At 73.1% G+C, this 16,969-nt stretch carries 15 protein-coding genes; 10 read left to right on the top strand and 5 right to left on the bottom strand.

From position 1 onward, the window contains the following. The first annotated feature begins 15 nt into the window (after positions 1-15). A complete protein-coding gene (locus Dfulv_RS29580; RefSeq protein WP_259856971.1) occupies positions 16-3,504 on the top strand; it encodes an ABC transporter ATP-binding protein in 3,489 nt (1,162 codons plus the stop codon). A gap of 89 nt (positions 3,505-3,593) precedes the next feature. Next, the gene (locus Dfulv_RS29575; RefSeq protein ID WP_259856970.1) at positions 3,594-3,809 is read left to right on the top strand and encodes a hypothetical protein; all 216 of its coding nucleotides are present in this window, start codon (positions 3,594-3,596) and stop codon (positions 3,807-3,809) included. Between the two features lie 55 nt (positions 3,810-3,864). On the opposite strand, the gene Dfulv_RS29570 is transcribed toward Dfulv_RS29575, so the two are convergent. Continuing rightward, the gene (locus Dfulv_RS29570) at positions 3,865-4,872 is read right to left on the bottom strand and encodes a zinc-dependent alcohol dehydrogenase (protein WP_259856967.1); all 1,008 of its coding nucleotides are present in this window, start codon (positions 4,870-4,872) and stop codon (positions 3,865-3,867) included. 43 nt (positions 4,873-4,915) lie between these two features. Between Dfulv_RS29570 and Dfulv_RS29565 the strand changes: the two genes are divergently transcribed. The 4 genes from Dfulv_RS29565 to Dfulv_RS29550 all read left to right on the top strand — a co-directional run bounded on the left by Dfulv_RS29565 (position 4,916) and on the right by Dfulv_RS29550 (position 10,083). Then, on the top strand, positions 4,916-6,616 hold the full coding sequence (locus Dfulv_RS29565) for a dihydroxy-acid dehydratase (protein WP_259856964.1): 1,701 nt from the start codon (positions 4,916-4,918) through the stop codon (positions 6,614-6,616). Between the two features lie 49 nt (positions 6,617-6,665). Then, positions 6,666-8,858, top strand: a complete 2,193-nt coding sequence (locus Dfulv_RS29560; RefSeq protein ID WP_259856961.1) for a putative bifunctional diguanylate cyclase/phosphodiesterase — start codon at positions 6,666-6,668, stop codon at positions 8,856-8,858. A 181-nt stretch (positions 8,859-9,039) separates the two neighbouring features. After that, positions 9,040-9,705 (top strand): hypothetical protein, encoded by a 666-nt coding sequence (locus Dfulv_RS29555; RefSeq protein WP_259856959.1) that lies wholly within the window; start codon positions 9,040-9,042, stop codon positions 9,703-9,705. A gap of 111 nt (positions 9,706-9,816) precedes the next feature. Beyond that, complete coding sequence (locus Dfulv_RS29550; RefSeq protein ID WP_259856957.1) at positions 9,817-10,083, top strand: acylphosphatase; 267 nt, start codon at positions 9,817-9,819, stop codon at positions 10,081-10,083. 44 nt (positions 10,084-10,127) lie between these two features. On the opposite strand, the gene Dfulv_RS29545 is transcribed toward Dfulv_RS29550, so the two are convergent. Together Dfulv_RS29545 and Dfulv_RS29540 are read right to left on the bottom strand one after the other, a co-directional pair. Beyond that, entirely contained in the window at positions 10,128-10,415 is a 288-nt protein-coding gene (locus Dfulv_RS29545) for a hypothetical protein (protein ID WP_259856956.1), read from the bottom strand. Then, positions 10,408-10,695 carry a hypothetical protein gene (locus tag Dfulv_RS29540; protein ID WP_259856955.1) on the bottom strand — a complete coding sequence of 96 codons (288 nt, stop codon included), beginning with the start codon at positions 10,693-10,695 and terminating at the stop codon, positions 10,408-10,410. Before Dfulv_RS29540 ends, Dfulv_RS29545 begins: the two co-directional genes overlap by 8 nt. Positions 10,696-10,847: 152 nt before the next feature. Here Dfulv_RS29540 and Dfulv_RS29535 point away from each other — a divergent pair, with 152 nt between their 5' ends. The 3 genes from Dfulv_RS29535 (at position 10,848) to Dfulv_RS29525 (ending at position 13,138) form a co-directional block, all read left to right on the top strand. Then, on the top strand, positions 10,848-11,816 hold the full coding sequence (locus Dfulv_RS29535; protein WP_259856954.1) for an ATP-binding protein: 969 nt from the start codon (positions 10,848-10,850) through the stop codon (positions 11,814-11,816). Between the two features lie 14 nt (positions 11,817-11,830). Then, positions 11,831-12,223, top strand: a complete 393-nt coding sequence (locus tag Dfulv_RS29530; protein ID WP_259856953.1) for an SCO5389 family protein — start codon at positions 11,831-11,833, stop codon at positions 12,221-12,223. 237 nt (positions 12,224-12,460) lie between these two features. Further along, positions 12,461-13,138, top strand: coding sequence for a hypothetical protein (locus Dfulv_RS29525; protein WP_259856951.1), 678 nt, complete (start codon positions 12,461-12,463; stop codon positions 13,136-13,138). 84 nt (positions 13,139-13,222) lie between these two features. On the opposite strand, the gene Dfulv_RS29520 is transcribed toward Dfulv_RS29525, so the two are convergent. Continuing rightward, positions 13,223-14,704: a sensor histidine kinase gene (locus tag Dfulv_RS29520; RefSeq protein WP_259856949.1), complete on the bottom strand. Its 1,482-nt coding sequence runs from the start codon at positions 14,702-14,704 to the stop codon at positions 13,223-13,225. A 41-nt stretch (positions 14,705-14,745) separates the two neighbouring features. Between Dfulv_RS29520 and ygiD the strand changes: the two genes are divergently transcribed. After that, positions 14,746-15,603, top strand: a complete 858-nt coding sequence (gene ygiD / locus Dfulv_RS29515; protein ID WP_259856947.1) for a 4,5-DOPA-extradiol-dioxygenase — start codon at positions 14,746-14,748, stop codon at positions 15,601-15,603. Positions 15,604-15,627: 24 nt separating this feature from the next. On the opposite strand, the gene Dfulv_RS29510 is transcribed toward ygiD, so the two are convergent. Further along, positions 15,628-16,956: a sodium:proton exchanger gene (locus Dfulv_RS29510; protein WP_259856946.1), complete on the bottom strand. Its 1,329-nt coding sequence runs from the start codon at positions 16,954-16,956 to the stop codon at positions 15,628-15,630. Positions 16,957-16,969: the final 13 nt, after the last annotated feature.

Here is a 16,969-nt window from a genome sequence, read left to right as displayed (position 1 = left end):
CCGGGGGACTTCACCATGCGCTTGATCCGTGACCTCTGGGCCACGTCACCGCGCCGAACCGCGGTCGTGGCCCTCCTCATCGTGTTCGGCGCGATCGGCCAGGCCACCGCGGCGGCCGTCGGCGGATCGGTGCTCATCCATCGATCATGGACCATGTTCACGGTGCTGGCGGCGGCGCTCGCCGCCGCCGTGCTCACCGACCTGGCGGTGGGCCTCATCATGGCCCGCCTGACCGCCGACTGGGCCGCCGACGTTCGTCGGCGGCTCTGTCGTGTGGCCTTCGGTCAGGACCTGCCGACGCTGGAGACCACCCCGGTCGGCGAGCTGCTCGACCGCATCGACGGCGACGTCTACCAGGTCGGCGCCGAGCTGCGCAACAGCGGCGTCCGCATCGCGCAGGCCGTGGCATACACGGTGCTCTCCATCGGTACCACCCTGTTCGTCTGGTGGCCGGCGGGCGTCGCGATGATCGTCCTCACCACGGTGCTGACCTTCGCGTTGCGCAAGCCGACGTCGAAGATCGCCGCCGCCCGCATGGCCGAGGAGGAGGCGTGGTCCGACCTCGCCGCGGTCATGGAGGAGTCGATCCACGGGCAGGACGACGTGCGCACCACGCTCGCCCGGCCGTACGTGCTGCGTCTCTACGCCCGGCGGGCCAGCCAGGTGCTCTCGCGCGGGCGCAAGGTGTGGAACCGCTCCGCGGCGGTCACGTCGGTGGCGTCCGGATTCGTCCGGTTCGGCATCGCCGTCGTCGTGCTCGCCGGCGTCTGGGCGCTGGCGACCGACCGGATCGACGGCGCGCGGCTCACCGCCGTGTGGCTGCTCGCGCTGGGTTTCGGCGCGACCGTCGAGCACGCCAGCCGGATGGTGCCCGAGCTGCAGTACGCGCTCGGCGCCTGGGGCCGGATCCAGCTGCTGCGCGAGTCGAAACAGGAGCCGACCGGCGGCCTCCCGCCCGCGCCCGGTGACCTGGTCGTCCGCGACCTCACGTTCCGATACGGCGAGGCCGCCCGGCGGCCGGCCCTGCAGGACGTCAGCCTGACGTTCGCGCGCGGCCGGTCGTACGCGCTGGTCGGCCGCACCGGGTCGGGGAAGTCGACCCTGGCCAAGGTGCTGACGCGGGCTGTCGACGTGCCGCGCGGCACGGTGTTCCTCGGCGGGACCGACCTGCTCGACCTCGACGTCGAGGAACTGCGCAAGTGGATCGCGGTCGTGCCGCAACGCACCGAGATCCTCGCCGGCACGCTCGCCGAGAACATCGCGCTGTTCGACCCCGACCTGCTGGACGCGGCCGGGCGGGCGGTCGACGAGCTGGGCCTGGGCCCCTGGGTCGCCGACCTGCCCGACGGGCTGGAGACCAAACTCGGCGAGGGCGGCCACGTCCTGTCGGCCGGGCAGGAGCAGCTGGTCGCGTTCGCCCGGATCATGGTCCGGGACCCGCAGGTGGTCATCCTCGACGAGGCGACCGCCCGGCTCGACCCGGTCACCGAGCAGCAGGTGCAGCGGGCGACCGCGCGGATGCTGCACGGGCGGATCGGCATCATCGTCGCGCACCGGCTGTCGTCGGTGCGCCAGTGCGACGAGGTCGTGGTGCTCGCCGACGGCCGGGTCGTGGAGGCCGGGCCGCTGGAGACGTCCGAGCGGTTCGCCGAGCTGCTGGCGACCAGTGGCGCGACGGCACTCACGGCACCGCCGGCACCGGTGCCCGTGCCCGTTGCCGGCGGGACGCGGTCCGGCGGGGTCGCGGTGCTCGATCGGGAGCCCGTGCCGGCGCCGGTCGTCACCGTCGCGTCCGTCAAGGCGGACCCGCCGCCGCTGCCGGACCTGCCGAAGGCCCGCACCATGTGGAACATCTTCAGGCTGGCGACCAACGACGCCAGGTTCGGGCTGGTGTCCGTGGTGATGTTCGCGATCATGGTGATGCTCGGCCTCGACGGCTCCGTCCTGCCGTGGCTGTGGGCCGACCTGGTCGACGGCACCGGCGACACGCTCTGGCCGGCGATCGGCATCGTCTGCGGCCTGCTGCTGCCGCTGCTCCTGCCGTACTACACCGGCAAGTGGTTCCCGGAGTGGTGGGTCCGGCAGTTGCTGCGCATCAGCCTGCGGCTCGTGCACGGCCAGACCGGCCCCCGGCGGGTCAGCAAGCACACCCCGGCCGAGGTCGTCGCCCAGGGCGGCGACACCGAACGGGTGGTCGTGCTCGCCGACAACCTCATCGACCAGTGGATCTGCTTGTTCGTGCTGGTCTCGATGACGGTCGTCTCCGGGTCGATCGTGCCGGCGCTGTTCATGGCCGGGACGATCGTGCTGTCCGGGCTCGCCGCGACCCTGTTCGGCCCGTCGTTGAAGCGGTCCGCGCAGAAGACGGTCGCCGCGCGGGCGGCGTTCGCCACGTCGCTCGTGTCGTCGCTGTCCGCGGCGCGCACGGTCAAGCTCGCCGGTGCCACCAGCCCGGTGCTGGCCCACCTGGCGAAGCTCGACCGGGTCCGCAGCGACCGGCAGCGGTGGGAGATCTCGGTCCAGGTGTGGGCGCGGTCGACCCCGTCGCTGGCCAGCGGCCTGCTGCCGATCGGTGCGTGGGCGTTGCTGCTGTCCGGTTCGCTGTCGCCGGGCGCCACGCTCGTCGCGGTGTCCACGCTGGGCTCGGCGCGGTGGTTCGCGTGGACCACGGCGTCGCTGATCTCGCAGCTGCCGTCGGCCCGCGTGTGGACCCGGCGGACGGTCGCGATGACCGGCGAGGTGGAGTACGCGGCGTCCGTCCCGGGCGTCGACCTGTCGGCCGGCACGGCACCCGCCCCCAAGGCGGCGCCGCGGCACCCGCTGCGGCGGCTGGACCTCGACGGGTTCGCGGCCGTGCACGAGGACGGGACCGTGGCGGTCCGTGACCTCGACCTCTCGATCGAGCGCGGGCAGCTGGTCCTCGTCGTCGGGCCGGTCGGCTCGGGCAAGTCGTCGCTGCTGCGGGCGCTCGCCGGGATCGTGCACCACACCGGCAAGCTCAAGTGGAACGGCGAGCCGGTGACCGAGCCGGAGATGTTCCTGCGGCCCAACCAGATCGGCTACGTGGCCCAGCTGCCACGGGTCCTGTCCGGGACGGTCGCCGACAACATCCGGCTGGGCCACGAGGTCGACGCGGCGAGCGCGGTGTCGACGGCGCAGCTGGAGCACGACCTGGCCGCGGCCGGTGCCGGGCTCGGCCTGCTCATCGGCCACAAGGGCACGCGGCTGTCGGGCGGCCAGCTCCAGCGGCTGGCGCTGGCCCGGGCCCTGGCCCCGCGCACGGAGCTGCTGATCGCCGACGACGTGTCGTCGGCGCTCGACGTGACCACGGAGCTCGCCCTGTGGCAGGCGCTGCGGGAACACGGCGTGACGGTCATCGGCTCCACCTCGAAGCGGGCCGCCCTGACCCAGGCCGACCGCGTGGTCGTCCTCCAGGACGGCACCGCGGCCGCCCAGGGCACCTGGCGTGAGCTCGAGGACCGCTGGGGCCACCTGGCCGGCTGACCGCCCGGTACTGCGGGACGAGGTGCGGCACCCGGGCGCCGTACCTCGTCCGGTGTAACGCCCTGGCGGGCGCGGACGCTTGTTCTCGCATGGCCGACGTCCACATCTTCCAAGAGGCGGACTACCGGTTCGGCACCGGCACGCTCACAATACGGGTCGATCACATCAATTGGGACAAGCCTGATTTGTACGACGGCGAGTTCTGGTACCCCGTCGAAGGGCTCCAGCTGTCCACGATCGGCGTCGAGATCGGCCAGCGCCAGGTGATGATCCGCGGCCGCTGCCTCCGCGCCCTGGGGAGGTGAGCCGTATTCGCCGGCACCACTGCGACACCTGAGCCCACGGACCATGAGCGAACGGTCAGAGCCGGGGGTCGATGTGTACCTTCGGTGCCGGACCCCACGACGGGGAGCGCGCGCCGGCCAGGACCGGCCCCACCGACTCCAGCGGGACCGTCGCGGCGACGAGCGGACGCGGGTCGACAGCGCCCGAGGCGTAGAGGTCGATCGTGCCGGCCAGGCCGCCCGACGCGCTCAGGACGCCGACCGCGGTCACGTCCTTCAGCGCGATCGTGCGGGTGTCGACCAGGCTCGGCTCGCCCGCCAGCCCGATGTACACGACCCGCCGCCCCGGCTCGACCCGCTCCAGGGCCAGCGCGGGCAGGGCGGCGGCGTTCGAGGCGTCGATCACGGCGTCGAACCGCAGGTCCGGCAGCGACGCCGCGGTCCACGCCGGGGCGAACCGGCCGGCGAACTCCAGGCCGGGGCCGGGCAGGCCCAGCAGGTGCACCTCGACGCCGGAGGCGGCGGCGATCTGCGCGCAGAGCAGGCCGATCGTGCCCGGGCCGAGGATCAGCAGGCGCTCGCCGGACGACAGGGCGGCGCCACGCACGGCGCGCAGGGCGTTGCCGCCCGGCTCCACCAGCGCGCCGAGCGTCGGGTCGACGGTGTCCGGCAGGGGGAACAGGGCCCGTACCGGCACCGGGAGCTGGGCGGCGAGCGCGCCCGGCCAGCCGTTGCGGATGCCGATCTCGAACCGGCCGGCGCACAGGTGCTGGCGGCCCGCCGCGCAGCGGGGACACACGCCGCAGCCGAGCATCGTGTCGCCGGTGACCCGCCGGCCGACCCAGGCCGGGTCGACCCCCGGGCCGACGGCGGCGACCACCCCGCACCACTCGTGGCCGATCCGCAGCGGATAGGCGGCCTGACCGGTGTGCAGGTACGCCATCTCGCCGGAGAAGAACTCCGCGTCGGTCCCGCACACGCCGGCCCGCTCGACGTCGACGACCACCTCACCGGCCCCCGCCACGGGCGGCGGGACGTCGAGCACCTCGCCGGTGCCCGGGCCGGTGATCACGAACGCGCGCATCGCCCGAGTATCGTGCAACCACGCCCGCAAAGGGGAGACGAACATGCGCAGTGCCGAGTGGTATGCGGGGGACGACCGCAACGTCTACATCCACCGGGCCTGGATGCGCCGCGGCCTGCCCGCCGACGCGCTCACCGGCAAGCGGCCGCAGATCGCGATCGCCAACACCGCCTCCGACCTGACGCCGTGCAACAGCCACCTCGACGAGGTCGCCGAGCACGTCAAGCGCGGCATCTGGGAGGCCGGCGGTGTGCCGCACAACCTGCCGGTCGTGTCGCTCGGCGAGACGCAGGTCAGGCCGACCGCGATGCTGTGGCGGAACATGGCCGCGATGGCCACCGAGGAGCTGCTGCGGGCCAACCCGATCGACGGCGTCGTGCTGCTCGGCGGTTGCGACAAGACGATCCCGTCGCTGCTCATGGCCGCCGCCTCGGTCGACCTGCCGGCCGTGGTCGTCCCCGGCGGGCCGATGCTCAACGGCACGTTCCGCGGGGTGCCGCTGGGCTGCGGCACCGACGTCTGGCGGCTCAGCGAGGAGGTCCGTGCCGGCACCCTGTCCGAGCAGGCGTTCCTCGACTCCGAGTCGTCGATGATCCGCAGCCGGGGGCACTGCAACACCATGGGCACCGCCTCCACCATGGCCCTGCTCGCCGAGGCGCTCGGCGTCACGATCCCCGGCACCGCCGGCATCCCGGCGCCGGACAGCCGCCTGCTCGTGCGGGCCCACGACGCCGGCCGGCTGATCGTCGGGATGGTCGGCCGGGACCTGCGCCCGTCGCAGGTGATGACCAGCGGCTCCTTCCGCAACGCCATCGTCACGCTCGCCGCGGTCGGCGGCTCCACCAACGCCGTCGTGCACCTCCTGGCGATCGCCGGCCGGCTGGGTGTACCGCTCAAGCTCGAAGACTTCGACGACATCGGCGCCGGGGTGCCGCTGCTCGTCGATCTGCTGCCCGCCGGGCGGCACCTGATGGAGGACCTGCACCGCGCGGGCGGGCTCGCCGCCGTGCTGCGGGAAGTGGCCGACCTGCTCGACCCCGACGTGATCACCGTCACCGGCCGGCCGTTCGTCGAGCACCTCGCCGACGCCCAGATCTGGGACCACGAGGTGATCCGGTCCCGGGACGCGCCACTGCAACCGCACGCCGGCATCGCCGTCCTACGCGGCAACCTGGCGCCCGCCGGCGCGATCATCAAACCTTCCGCCGCCTCCGCGCACCTGCTCCAGCACCGGGGGCGGGCCCTGGTGTTCGACTCGATCGAGGACTTCCACGCCCGCGTCGACGACCCGGACCTCGACGTCGACGCCGACACGGTGCTGATCCTGCGGGGCTGCGGACCCAAGGGATACCCCGGGATGCCCGAGGTGTCGAACATGCCGCTGCCCGCCAAGCTGCTCCAGCAGGGGGTGCGCGACATGGTCCGCGTCTGCGACGGGCGGATGAGCGGCACCGCGTACGGCACCGTGGTGCTCCACGTGGCACCCGAGGCCGCCGCCGGCGGGCCGCTCGCCCGGGTGCGGACCGGCGACTGGGTCACGCTCGACGTGCCCGGCCGCTCGCTGCACGTCGACGCCGACCTCGACAGCCGGGAGCCGTCCCCGGCGTTCCTCGACGCGCTGGCGCGGCCGCGGCGCGGCTGGGAGCGGCTCTACGTCGAGACCGTCCTCGGCGCGGACACCGGCGCCGACCTCGATTTTCTCATCGGCGCCAGCGGCGACAAGGTGTCCCGCGAGTCACACTGACGATGCCCACACACCTAAGCTGCCCCCGCGGCCTGCCGATGCTGCTCAGGTGCGGAACAAGGCATGGCTGTGGTGGATCCTCGCCGGAACGCTGGCGACGGGCGGCTACCTCCTGCTGCCCGCCGGCAGCCTGACCCGCAGCCTCGTCTACAACGCCGTCGGCGCGGTCTCGGCGGTCGTGATGCTCGCCGCGGCCCGCCGCAACGACCGCGGCAGGCGGATCGCGTGGCTGCTCAGCGCCGCCGCCACCGGCGTGTGGTCCGCCAGCGACTTCTGCTACATCTACTTCGTCTTCGGCCTGCACGAGGAGCCGTTCCCGTCCGTCGCCGACGTGTGCTACCTCAGCGCGTACCCCTTGATGATGGGTGGCCTCCTGATCCTGGTCCGCAGCCGGTCGGCCGGCCAGGGCCGCGCCGCCGTCATCGACGCCTCGATCGTGGCCACCGGCATCGGCCTGGTGCTGTGGGTGTTCGTCATGCAGCCCATCGCGGCCGACAGTACGACGCCGGTCACCGCCCGGGCCATCGCCCTGGCTTATCCGGCCGCCGACATCCTGCTGCTGACCCTCGTGGTCCGGCTCCTCGCCGCGGGCGCCGCACGTGACACGAGCGTGCGGCTCCTCGTCGTCGCGCTGTGCCTGCTGCTGGGCGCCGACGTCGCGTACTCCGTGGTGACCGCCTACACCACCTACGACGGCGGGGTGTTCGACGCCGGCTGGCTGCTGTCCTACGTCTTCTGGGCCGCCGCGGCCCTGCACCCGTCGGTCCGGGCCCCGATCACCGCCGCCCGCGACGACGGCCGGCCCCGCTTCGGGCGGCTGCGCCTCACGCTGCTGGCCTGCTCGTCGCTGCTGGCCCCGGCCGTGCTGCTCGTCCAGGGCTTCCAGCACCCGCAGCACGTGGAGTGGCTGGCCGTCGGAGGCTGCGCCGGCGTGCTGTTCCTGCTGGTCCTGGTCCGCATGGGCGGGCTCGTCCGGGAGGTGCGGACGCTCGCCATGTGCGACGACCTCACCGGCCTGCCGAACCGGCGGGAGCTGGAGCAGCGCATCCGGGCCGGGTTCGGCGCCGCCGCGCACGTCGCGCTCATCGACCTCGACGACTTCAAGGCGATCAACGACCGGCTCGGCCACGGCGTCGGCGACCGGCTCCTGGTCGCGGCCGCCGCCCGGCTGACCGGTGCGGTCCGCCCCGGCGACACCGTGGCGCGGCTCGGCGGCGACGAGTTCGCCGTCCTGCTGCCGGGCACCGGGGACGTCGAGGCCCGGGTGGGGGCGCTGGAGGCGGCGCTCGCCGGGCCGTTCACCGTGGGGTCGCACCGGCTGCTGGTCCGCGCCAGCATCGGCGTGGCGGACAGCGCGGGCACCGACGACCCGTTCGAACCGCTGCGCCGGGCCGACGTGGCGATGTACGCGGCGAAGGAGACCGGCGGGCGGCACGTGCGGTACACCCCCGAGCTCGACGCCCAGGCGACCGAGCGGGCGGAGCTGGGTGCCGAGCTGCGGGGAGCGCTCGACGAGGGGCAGTTCTTCCTCGTGTACCAGCCGATCGTCGCCCTCCCGGAGGGCCGCACGGTCGGTGTCGAGGCGCTGGTGCGGTGGCGGCACCCGTTGCGCGGCCTGGTCGGCCCGGCCGAGTTCGTGCCGGTGGCCGAGCACAACGGCCTCATCGTCGAGCTGGGCGCGTGGACCCTGCGCGAGGCGTGCACCCGCATGCAGCACTGGCGCCGCACCCTCGGCGCCGACGCACCGGAGAAGATGAGCGTGAACGTGTCCGCCCGCCAGCTGTCGGAGCCCGACCTGCCGCGGACGGTGGCGGCGGTACTGGCCGAGACCGGCCTGCCGGCCTCGTGCCTGACGGTCGAGGTGACCGAGACGGCGGTGTTCGACAGCGCGGTCGCGCTGGACACGCTGCGGGCGGTGAAACTGCTGGGGGTCCGGATCGCGCTGGACGACTTCGGCACCGGCCACTCGTCGCTGGGCCTGCTGCAGACCGCGCCGGTCGACGTCCTGAAGGTCGACAAGTCGTTCGTCGACGACGTCACGGTCCCCGGCCGCTCCGCCATCCCGCAGGCCCTCATCGAGGTCAGCAACCATCTGGGCCTGACCGCCATCGCCGAGGGCGTCGAGACGGTCGAACAGGCCGAGGCGCTGTACGCCATGGGCTACCGCTACGTGCAGGGCTTCCTCTTCGGCCGCCCGGTCCCGGACCCGTCGTTCCGGACCGTGGCCGCCCTCCCGGCGTGACGACCAAGCTCGGCCTGCGCGACCGGGTCCAGGCGGTCGCGTTCGCCTACGAGAGCGGGCTGGTGCGCCCCGGGAGCACTGGAACAGGCTGACCAGCGCGACCTGTCCGGGCACCTCGAAGCGTGGGAAGCCGGCCATCATGGCACCCTGACGGCTGCGGCTACATCGACGTGGAGGCAGCATGATCATCGCAGCGCGGTACAACGGCCCGCCCGGTTCGGGCAACGGCGGCTACTCGGCCGGCCTGCTCGCGTCCGCCCTCGGCGCCGGACCGGCCGAGGTGACGCTGCGCCGCCCGCCGCCGCTGGAGGTCCGGCTGACGCTCGCCCGCGACGGCGACACGGTCCGGGCCCTCGACGGCGAGGCGCTGATCGCCGAGGTCCGTCGGACAACTGCCGAAAAGCCGGATGCGGTACCGGCTGTGTCGCCCGACGAGGCGATCGAGGCGTCGAAGGCGTACCCCGGCTTCACCGATCACCCGTTCCCGACCTGCTACGTGTGCGGCCCCGCGCGGGACGACGGCATGGACATCTTCCCGGGGCGGCTGCCGGACGGCCGGACCGCGGCGCCGTGGCGGGTCGGCGACGACGTGTCCGCGGTGACGCTCTGGGCGGCGCTGGACTGCCCCGGCGGCTGGTCGGTGCTCAGTGCCGGCCGGCCGTACGTGCTGGGTCGCCTGGCCGTCTGGATCGACACCCTGCCGGAGCCGGGCGACGAGTGCGTGGTGATGGGCACCCACACCGGCGGCGAGGGGCGCAAGGCCGACGTGCTGTCGACCGTCTACGGTCCCGGCGGCACCCTGCTGGCGACCGCGAGAGCGACCTGGATCGCGGTGTCGAAATCCTGATGCCCCGTTCGTGCGCGATCCGGGTCGCGGAGGGCGGCGAGATCCTCTCGGTGGCGGCCCCGGCTGCGGGAGTCGGCTGGCCGTAGGCCTGGTTTCCGGTACGGTCGGGCTGTGATCCGCAAACGGGTGCTGGTCTCGGGCCGCGTGCAGGGGGTGTACTTCCGGGACACCTGCCGCCGGATGGCCCGGGACTCCGCCGTGCACGGCTGGGTCCGCAACCTGCCGGACGGCCGCGTGGAGGCCGTCTTCGAGGGCCCGACCGACCAGGTCGACCAGATGGTCCGCTGGGCCGGCCGGGGCCCCGAGCTGGCCCTGGTGACCGAGGTGACCGTCCAGGAGGAGCCCCCGGAGGGCCTGCGGGACTTCACCGTCCGCTGACGCCGAGCGGACAGACGATCTCGGTCTGCCGGTCGCCGCCGGCCTTACGCGACGCTTCCCTGATGGCGTTCGCGGTACTCCTGGAGTGCTCGTCGCACGATGCCCGACTTGCCCTCGCGATCGCGGCCGGCCGCCTGCTCCAGCCAGTCCAACATCGACGGCGGCAGCCGGAAGGTCGCCGGTCGCATCACCGGCACGTCGCGATCGTCCACCTGGATCAACGGTTCGGACGGCGACCGCGCCGCCGACAGCAGCGCACTGGTGTCGTTGTGCAGGAACCAGTCGCCGATCTCTTCCTTGGTCATGGCGGTGAAGTCGGGCAGTTCATGCATCGTTGTTCCTCCCGAGCCAGGTTTCGAACTCGGTACCGCTCATCGGCTTGGCCCGCGCCACTCGCCACACGAACGAGTCGTCGTGGCGAAACAGCAGCACGCCCACGGCTCGACGCTCCGCTGTCACCGAATACACCGCTAGCACGTCCTTGTCGATGCGAAGCCGTAGCTGGTCACGCAGCGGCGCCTCCAACGTCTCGGCAACCTCGGCGAGACTCACCGCGATGAGCGTCGCCGTGGTCTCGCAGGCCGCGGGTATCCGCCAGAGCAACGCTGCCACGCGATCAGCGTATGACACGTATGACGCACGTGGCCAGGAGTTGCCCGTTCCGGTCCTGGCGGCGTCCGGCTCGGTTCCGCCGGGTAGTCGTCGCGGAGGGAAAACCGCGCGTTTCGCTTGACCATGGAAATGAAAACCGATACCAAGAAGGCGTGAAAGCTGCCTTCGTGGGGAAGGGCGGCAGCGGGAAGACCACGCTTGCCGCGCTCTTCGCCAGACATCTCCGGACGCTCGACGACACCCGGGCGTTGCTCGCCGTCGATGCCGACATCAACCAGCATCTTGCCGTCGCGCTCGGTGCCGACGCCGAGGTCGCGGCCATGCTGCCGGCGCTCGGCGACCACCTGTACGACATCAAGGAACATCTTCGCGGGGACAACCCGCTGATCGCCTCCGCCGACGCCATGCTGAAGACCACGCCGCCCGGGCCGGGCTCGCGGCTGCTGCGCGTCGACGAGCCGAATCCGTTGTACGACAAGCTTGTCGCCGACGTCGGCGGGGTGCGGCTGGCGGTCACCGGGCCGTTCGCCGCCGACGACCTCGGGGTCGCCTGCTACCACTCCAAGGTCGGCGCCGTCGAGCTGCTGCTCAACCACCTCGTCGACGGGCCGGGCGAATACGTCGTCGTGGACATGACCGCCGGGGCGGACTCGTTCGCCTCCGGCCTGTTCACCCGCTTCGACCTCACCTTCCTGGTCTGCGAACCCACCGTGCGCAGCGTCGGCGTCTACCGGCAGTACGTCGGCTACGCCAGGGACCACGACGTCCCGGTGGTCGTCGTCGGCAACAAGGTCGAGGACGCCGACGACGTGGCCTTCCTGCGCGCGGAGGTCGGCGACGACCTGCTCTGCTGGATGGGGCGCTCGGGGTTCGTCAAGGCCGCCGAGCGGGGGCGGTGCCTGCCGATCGCCGACCTGGAGCCGGCCGGGGTAGCGGCGCTGGAGACGATGCGCGCCGCGCTGGACGAGCAGCCCAAGGACTGGGTGCGGTACGCCGGACAGGCCGCCGAATTCCACGTCCGCAACGCCCTCGCGTGGGGCAACGCCCGCGCCGGCGAGGACCTGACCCGCCAGGTCGACCCGAAGTTCACCCTGGCCCCGGCGCCGGCCGAGGTCCGTTGAGAAGGAGAGTCCGTATGTCCCTGAACGTCCCCACCACACTGCTGGAGCGCGCCGGGGCCGGGCCGGTCGACGACGCCGAGTTCGTCGCCTGCGTCCGGGATTCCCTGCCGTACGCGTGGCAGGTCATCAGCGGCGTCGCCGCCGACCTGCACGCCGGCGGCGGCGAGTTCGCCGACCACAGCGTCCCGCCGCCGAGCGAGGCCGAGCGCGGGCAGCTGCTGCGGGCACTGGCCAGCGACGCGATCCGCGGCGGCCTCGAGCGGCACTTCGGGGTGACGCTCGCCTTCCAGAACTGCCACCGGGTCGCGGCCTTCGCGCCCGCCGCGGTCGGCGGCGAGCGGTACCGCGCCTTCATCTCGCCGCGGGGCCAGCTGTTGAACCAGTCGCCGGAGTTGCGTGACTGCTGAGCCGGTCCTGCATCCGTGCTGATGCTGTCTGAGCCGTGACAGCTCACCGGCGTTTCCTCGCCGCGGCCGGCAGCACCGTCGTGCTGCCGGCCGCGGTCGGCGTTTCGCACTCTCGCCGGCGCGTGCTGGATCCGCCGGCTCGGCGCCGCGTAAGGTGTCGGCGGTGCCGGTCTCCTCGGCGGGAGCGCCGGCTGAGCATCGGTGGCCGCGGCGGGCCGCCCCTTCCGGAGGAGTGCCGTGCCCCGCCCAGCCCCCAAGAAGACGTCGCCCCCACCGCGCAAGGCCGGTCTGCACTGGGTGTGGATCGTGGTGGCGTTCGCCGCCGGTGCGCTCCTCGCCGGGCCGATCGGCGCGGCCACCGCGGACCCGCGCTCCGACACCCAGCAGAAGATCGACGAACTGCGCGCGGCCGACGCGCGGCGCGACGCGCAGCAGATCGTGGCGCTGACCGAGCAGGCCCGCCAGGTCCGCGACACACTCGCGCCGGTCCTCGACGGGTTCGCGGCGGCGGTGCCGCCCGGCAAGGGCGCCGCGCCCGGCCAGGAGGCGACCGCGGTGACCGTCGCCGGGTGGCGGACGACCACCCAGAAGGCGGTCGAGCAGTTCGCCGACCCGCCGTCGGCGGGCACCGGCGTCAACATCGCCCGCTCCGGATTCGCCACCGCGGTCCGCGGCCTCGACCAGGCGGTGGTCGCCTACGCCCAGGCCTTGCAGGCGCCCGCCGAGACCCGGCCCGGGCTGGTCGCCCTCGCCGGGCAGTTGCGTGACGTCGCCGTCGCCACCTGGGCGGTCGGCGGGACCCAGCTTGACCAGCTCAACGTCGACGCCGGGCACGGCCACGCGCACGTGTTCCTGCCCGCCGTGCCGGGCCAGGGCGCGATGACGGCCGACGGGGCGCCGGAGGGCGGCAAATAGCGCGGCGGTTGCGGAACGGCCGGAGCTGGTCGGCCGCGAGACCGTCTACCCGGGGAAGATCATCACCGGCCGGCCTGCTGAGCGTCACGCAGGCGCGTCCGCCGTCGCCGGGAGGGTGAAGCAGATGCGGGCGCCGTCCGCGTACTGCTGGTCGAGCCAGATCCGGCCGCCGTGGTGCTCGACGATCCGCTTGCAGATCGCCAGGCCGATGCCGGTGCCCGAGTAGACGTCACGCGGGTGGAGCCGCTGGAAGATGACGAAGATCTTCTCGTTGAACTGCGGCTCGATGCCGATGCCGCGGTCCTGCACGGCGAAGCGCCACTCGGCGTCCTCGCGCTCGGCGGCCACGGTGATCCGCGGCGGCTCGCCGGGCTTGCCGAACTTCACCGCGTTGGAGAGCAGGTTCTGCCAGAGCATCGACAGCAGCGTCGGGTCACCCTGCACGACCGGCAGCGGGGCGCAGTCGACGACCGCGTCGGCGTCGGCCAGGTCGGACCGCACGCGGGCGAACGTCCTGGCCAGGTCGACGTCCACGACGTTGTCGTAGACCCGGCCGACCCGCGAGAACGCCAGCAGGTCGTTGATGAGCGCCTGCATGCGGGTGGCGCCGTCGACGGCGAAGGCGATGTACTGCCGGGCCCGGTCGTCGAGCTGGTCACCGTACCGCCGCTGCAGCATCTGACAGAAGGAGGCGATCTTCCGCAGCGGTTCCTGCAGGTCGTGCGACGCGACGTAGGCGAACTGCTCGAGGTCGGAGTTGGAGCGGCGCAGCTGCTCCTCGGTCGACCGGCTCTCGGCGAGGGCGGCGACGACCCGGTCGCGCATCGCCTCGACGTCGGCGGCCAGCTCGGCGAGGTCGGGCGGGCCCGGCGACGGGAGGCGGTGGTCGAAGTCGCCGTCGGCGACCCGTCGGACCGAGGCACGCAGCTCCTGCAGGGGTCGCAGGACCGCCGACTGGAGCAGCACCGCGATGGCGGCCAGGCCGGCGAGCAGGCCGCCGATGATGACCAGGAGGATCGTGTCGCGCCGCTCGCGGGCGTCGGCCAGCGCGCTCCGTCCGGCTGTCCGCGCGGCCTCGACGTCACGCTGCAGGGTGGCGAGGCCGGCCCGTAGCCTGTCGAACGCGGCCTTGCCGGTCTCCACCAGCGGCGAGCGGGGGTCCTTGGCGGCGATCAGCGGCTCGGCGTAGCCGCTGCGCCAGCGTTCGGCGTCCCGGGCGAGCCGTTCGACGTCGGCCAGCGCCACCGGTTCGTCCCGCAGGAACTGTCGCAGCTGCTCAACCATCCGCTGCTCGGTCTTGATGCCCGTGTCGTAGGGGACGAGGAACTGGCGGTCGCCGGAGAGCAGGTAGCCGCGCACGCCGGTCTCCTGGTCGACCAGGGCCACGCCGAGCTGGACGACGGCGGTGCCGGCGGGGGAGATGCGGTCCTGGAGCCGGTCGGAGACCTTCGCCGTGTCCGACAGCGTGACGGCGCCGGCCACCGAGCCGAGCACGATGAGCGCGACCATCGCCCCGAGCGTCAGGGCGAACAGCCGCTGGCTCGTGAGCCGCCACCTTCCTGTCACGCGAGCACGGTACGGCACCGGAGCGTTCTACGCTTGGCAGCATGGAACAGATGCGGATGCCGGCGGCGTTCATCGGCCACGGCAGCCCGATGAACACGCTCGAGCACAACCGGTACACCGAGGCGTGGCGGGCGTTCGGCGCCTCCGTGCCCCGCCCGCGGGCGATCCTGGTCGTCTCCGCACACTGGTACATCAACGCGACGGCGGTCACCGCCATGTCCCGGCCGCGCACGATCCACGACTTCTACGGCTTCCCGCAGCGGCTCTTCGACGTGCGGTACCCGGCGCCGGGCGCGCCCGAGCTGGCCGACGAGGTCGCGGAGGTGGTCAAGCCCACCTGGGTCGGGCACGACGTCGACAGCTGGGGGCTCGACCACGGCACCTGGTCGGTGCTGTGTCACGCCTTCCCGGACGCGGACATCCCGGTGGTCCAGCTGTCCATCAACGCCTCCAAGCCCTTCGACTACCACCTGGAGCTCGGCGCGAAGCTGGCACCGCTGCGCGACCGCGGCGTGCTCATCATGGGCAGCGGCAACGTGGTGCACAATCTGGGCGGGGTGGACCGCGACCGGCCGGACAGCGGCTTCGACTGGGCGCAGCGCTTCGACGAGCAGGTCCGGGCACTCATGCTGGAGGACCCGGCCGAGGTGGCCGCGATGGACGGCCACCTCGACTTCGCCCGGGCGGTCCCGACCCCCGACCACTTCATCCCGCTGCTCTACGTCGCCGGACTGGCCGGCGGCACGCCGGCCCGCACGGACGTGCTCGTCGACGGTTATGCATACGGTTCGCTGTCGATGACCGCATATACGGTCGACCACACCCCGCTGCCGGTCCCGGCCCGGGACGGCGAGCCGGGGGCGCTCCCGACGGCACCCCCGGACTGCGCGAACATCTGACAAATCGCCGGGCACAACGTGCGGCTAGCGGCGTGCGTGGAGCTTGGCGTTGAGGCGTTCGCGGACGTGGAGCCGGCCGGCCGTGGTGGTGCAGCGCGCGCCCTCGCCGAGCTGGGCGTAGGGCGCCAGCAGGCCGTCGCGGAGCAGCGGGAACACGGCCTTGCGCTTGCGGATCACGACGACCACCGCGAGGACGAGGTACAGCACCGACAGCGCCAGCCGCTCGCGGCCCTGGAACTGCTCGGGGACCACAGCACCGAGCGCGAACTGGGTGAAGAACAGCCCGAGCAGCAGCAGCGCCGCACGCAGGCTCAGCGTCAGGCCGAGCAGCAGCGCGATGGCCAGCAGCGACTGGGCCGCCGTCAGCAGCAGCTCCTCCCGCTGCTCCGGCTCGATCGGCAGGCCGGAGGTGCTCCGGCTGGACGCCGCGAACACCACCGGCAGGGTGCCGACGAGCAGCGTCCACTGGTTCACCTTCGACGACACGAGCGCGCCGAGCGCTTCCGTGGTGTGCAGCCGCCACGCGTACAGGCCGGCGACGAGCAGCTCCGGCGCCTCCGACGCCAGCGGCGCCAGCCACTGCACCAGCAGGAACTCGCTGATGCCCAGCTGTGCGCCGGTCTCGACGAGTGACTCGGCGAACCGCTCCGCGGTCAGCAGGATGACGCCGGCCGCGACGACGAACATGCCGATCACGGTGATCCGCCGCGGCCGGCGGGGCAGGTTGCCGACCCAGGCGGAGGGGCCGATCAGGTCCGGCTCGCCGGCCGGGGCCCGGGAGACCCGCCAGCTGTAAGCGACGAAGATCGCCAGCAGGATCCCGGTGTCGACCATCGTCAGAGTGCGCTTGAACGGCAGGACCAGGCAGTACAGCGAGGCGAGGGTGAGGAACGCCAGCGGCACCGCGTCGCTGCGCTCCAGGCGGATGCCGCTGCGCCGGCTGCGGCGCCACGCGATGATGACGACGAGTGCCCAGCCGACGCCGACCAGGATCCGGTTGGCGCCGGTCATGTTCGCCAGGGCGAGCGAACAGGCCGATGTCTGCTCGTCCGGTGCGCGGCAGACGGCGCCGTGCTGGGCGGCGGCCTCCCCGCCGTGCCAGGTGAAGACGAAGTCGACGGCGTACTCGGGCAGCACGGCGATGAGCGCGAGCACCGCCACCGCCAGCCCGGCCGACACGTCGACCTGCGCCGCCTCCGCCGCCCAGGCCAGCACGAAGGCGGCGCCCACGATGGCGACACCGAACAGCAGCGCGGCGACGGGCGGTGCCGGGTGGACCCCCGACACCGCCGTCACCACACCGGGCAGGGTGGCCACGAGCGCCAGGAAGCCCAGGAACGGCGGTCTCCGCATGGGAGCGGACTTT

It is taken from the genome of Dactylosporangium fulvum (assembly GCF_025137375.1).
GTDB lineage: Bacteria > Actinomycetota > Actinomycetes > Mycobacteriales > Micromonosporaceae > Dactylosporangium > Dactylosporangium fulvum.
The sequence above is the reverse complement of the archived record's forward strand: the minus strand, read 5'-3'. Positions and strand labels throughout refer to the sequence as shown.

Coding starts and splice junctions, on each gene's coding strand:
- Dfulv_RS29580 (WP_259856971.1), top strand. CDS start 16: ATGCGCTTGATCCGTGACCTCTGGGCCACGTCACCGCGCCGAACCGCG.
- Dfulv_RS29575 (WP_259856970.1), top strand. CDS start 3,594: ATGGCCGACGTCCACATCTTCCAAGAGGCGGACTACCGGTTCGGCACC.
- Dfulv_RS29570 (WP_259856967.1), bottom strand. CDS start 4,872: ATGCGCGCGTTCGTGATCACCGGCCCGGGCACCGGCGAGGTGCTCGAC.
- Dfulv_RS29565 (WP_259856964.1), top strand. CDS start 4,916: ATGCGCAGTGCCGAGTGGTATGCGGGGGACGACCGCAACGTCTACATC.
- Dfulv_RS29555 (WP_259856959.1), top strand. CDS start 9,040: ATGATCATCGCAGCGCGGTACAACGGCCCGCCCGGTTCGGGCAACGGC.
- Dfulv_RS29545 (WP_259856956.1), bottom strand. CDS start 10,415: ATGCATGAACTGCCCGACTTCACCGCCATGACCAAGGAAGAGATCGGC.
- Dfulv_RS29530 (WP_259856953.1), top strand. CDS start 11,831: ATGTCCCTGAACGTCCCCACCACACTGCTGGAGCGCGCCGGGGCCGGG.
- ygiD (WP_259856947.1), top strand. CDS start 14,746: ATGGAACAGATGCGGATGCCGGCGGCGTTCATCGGCCACGGCAGCCCG.
- Dfulv_RS29510 (WP_259856946.1), bottom strand. CDS start 16,956: ATGCGGAGACCGCCGTTCCTGGGCTTCCTGGCGCTCGTGGCCACCCTG.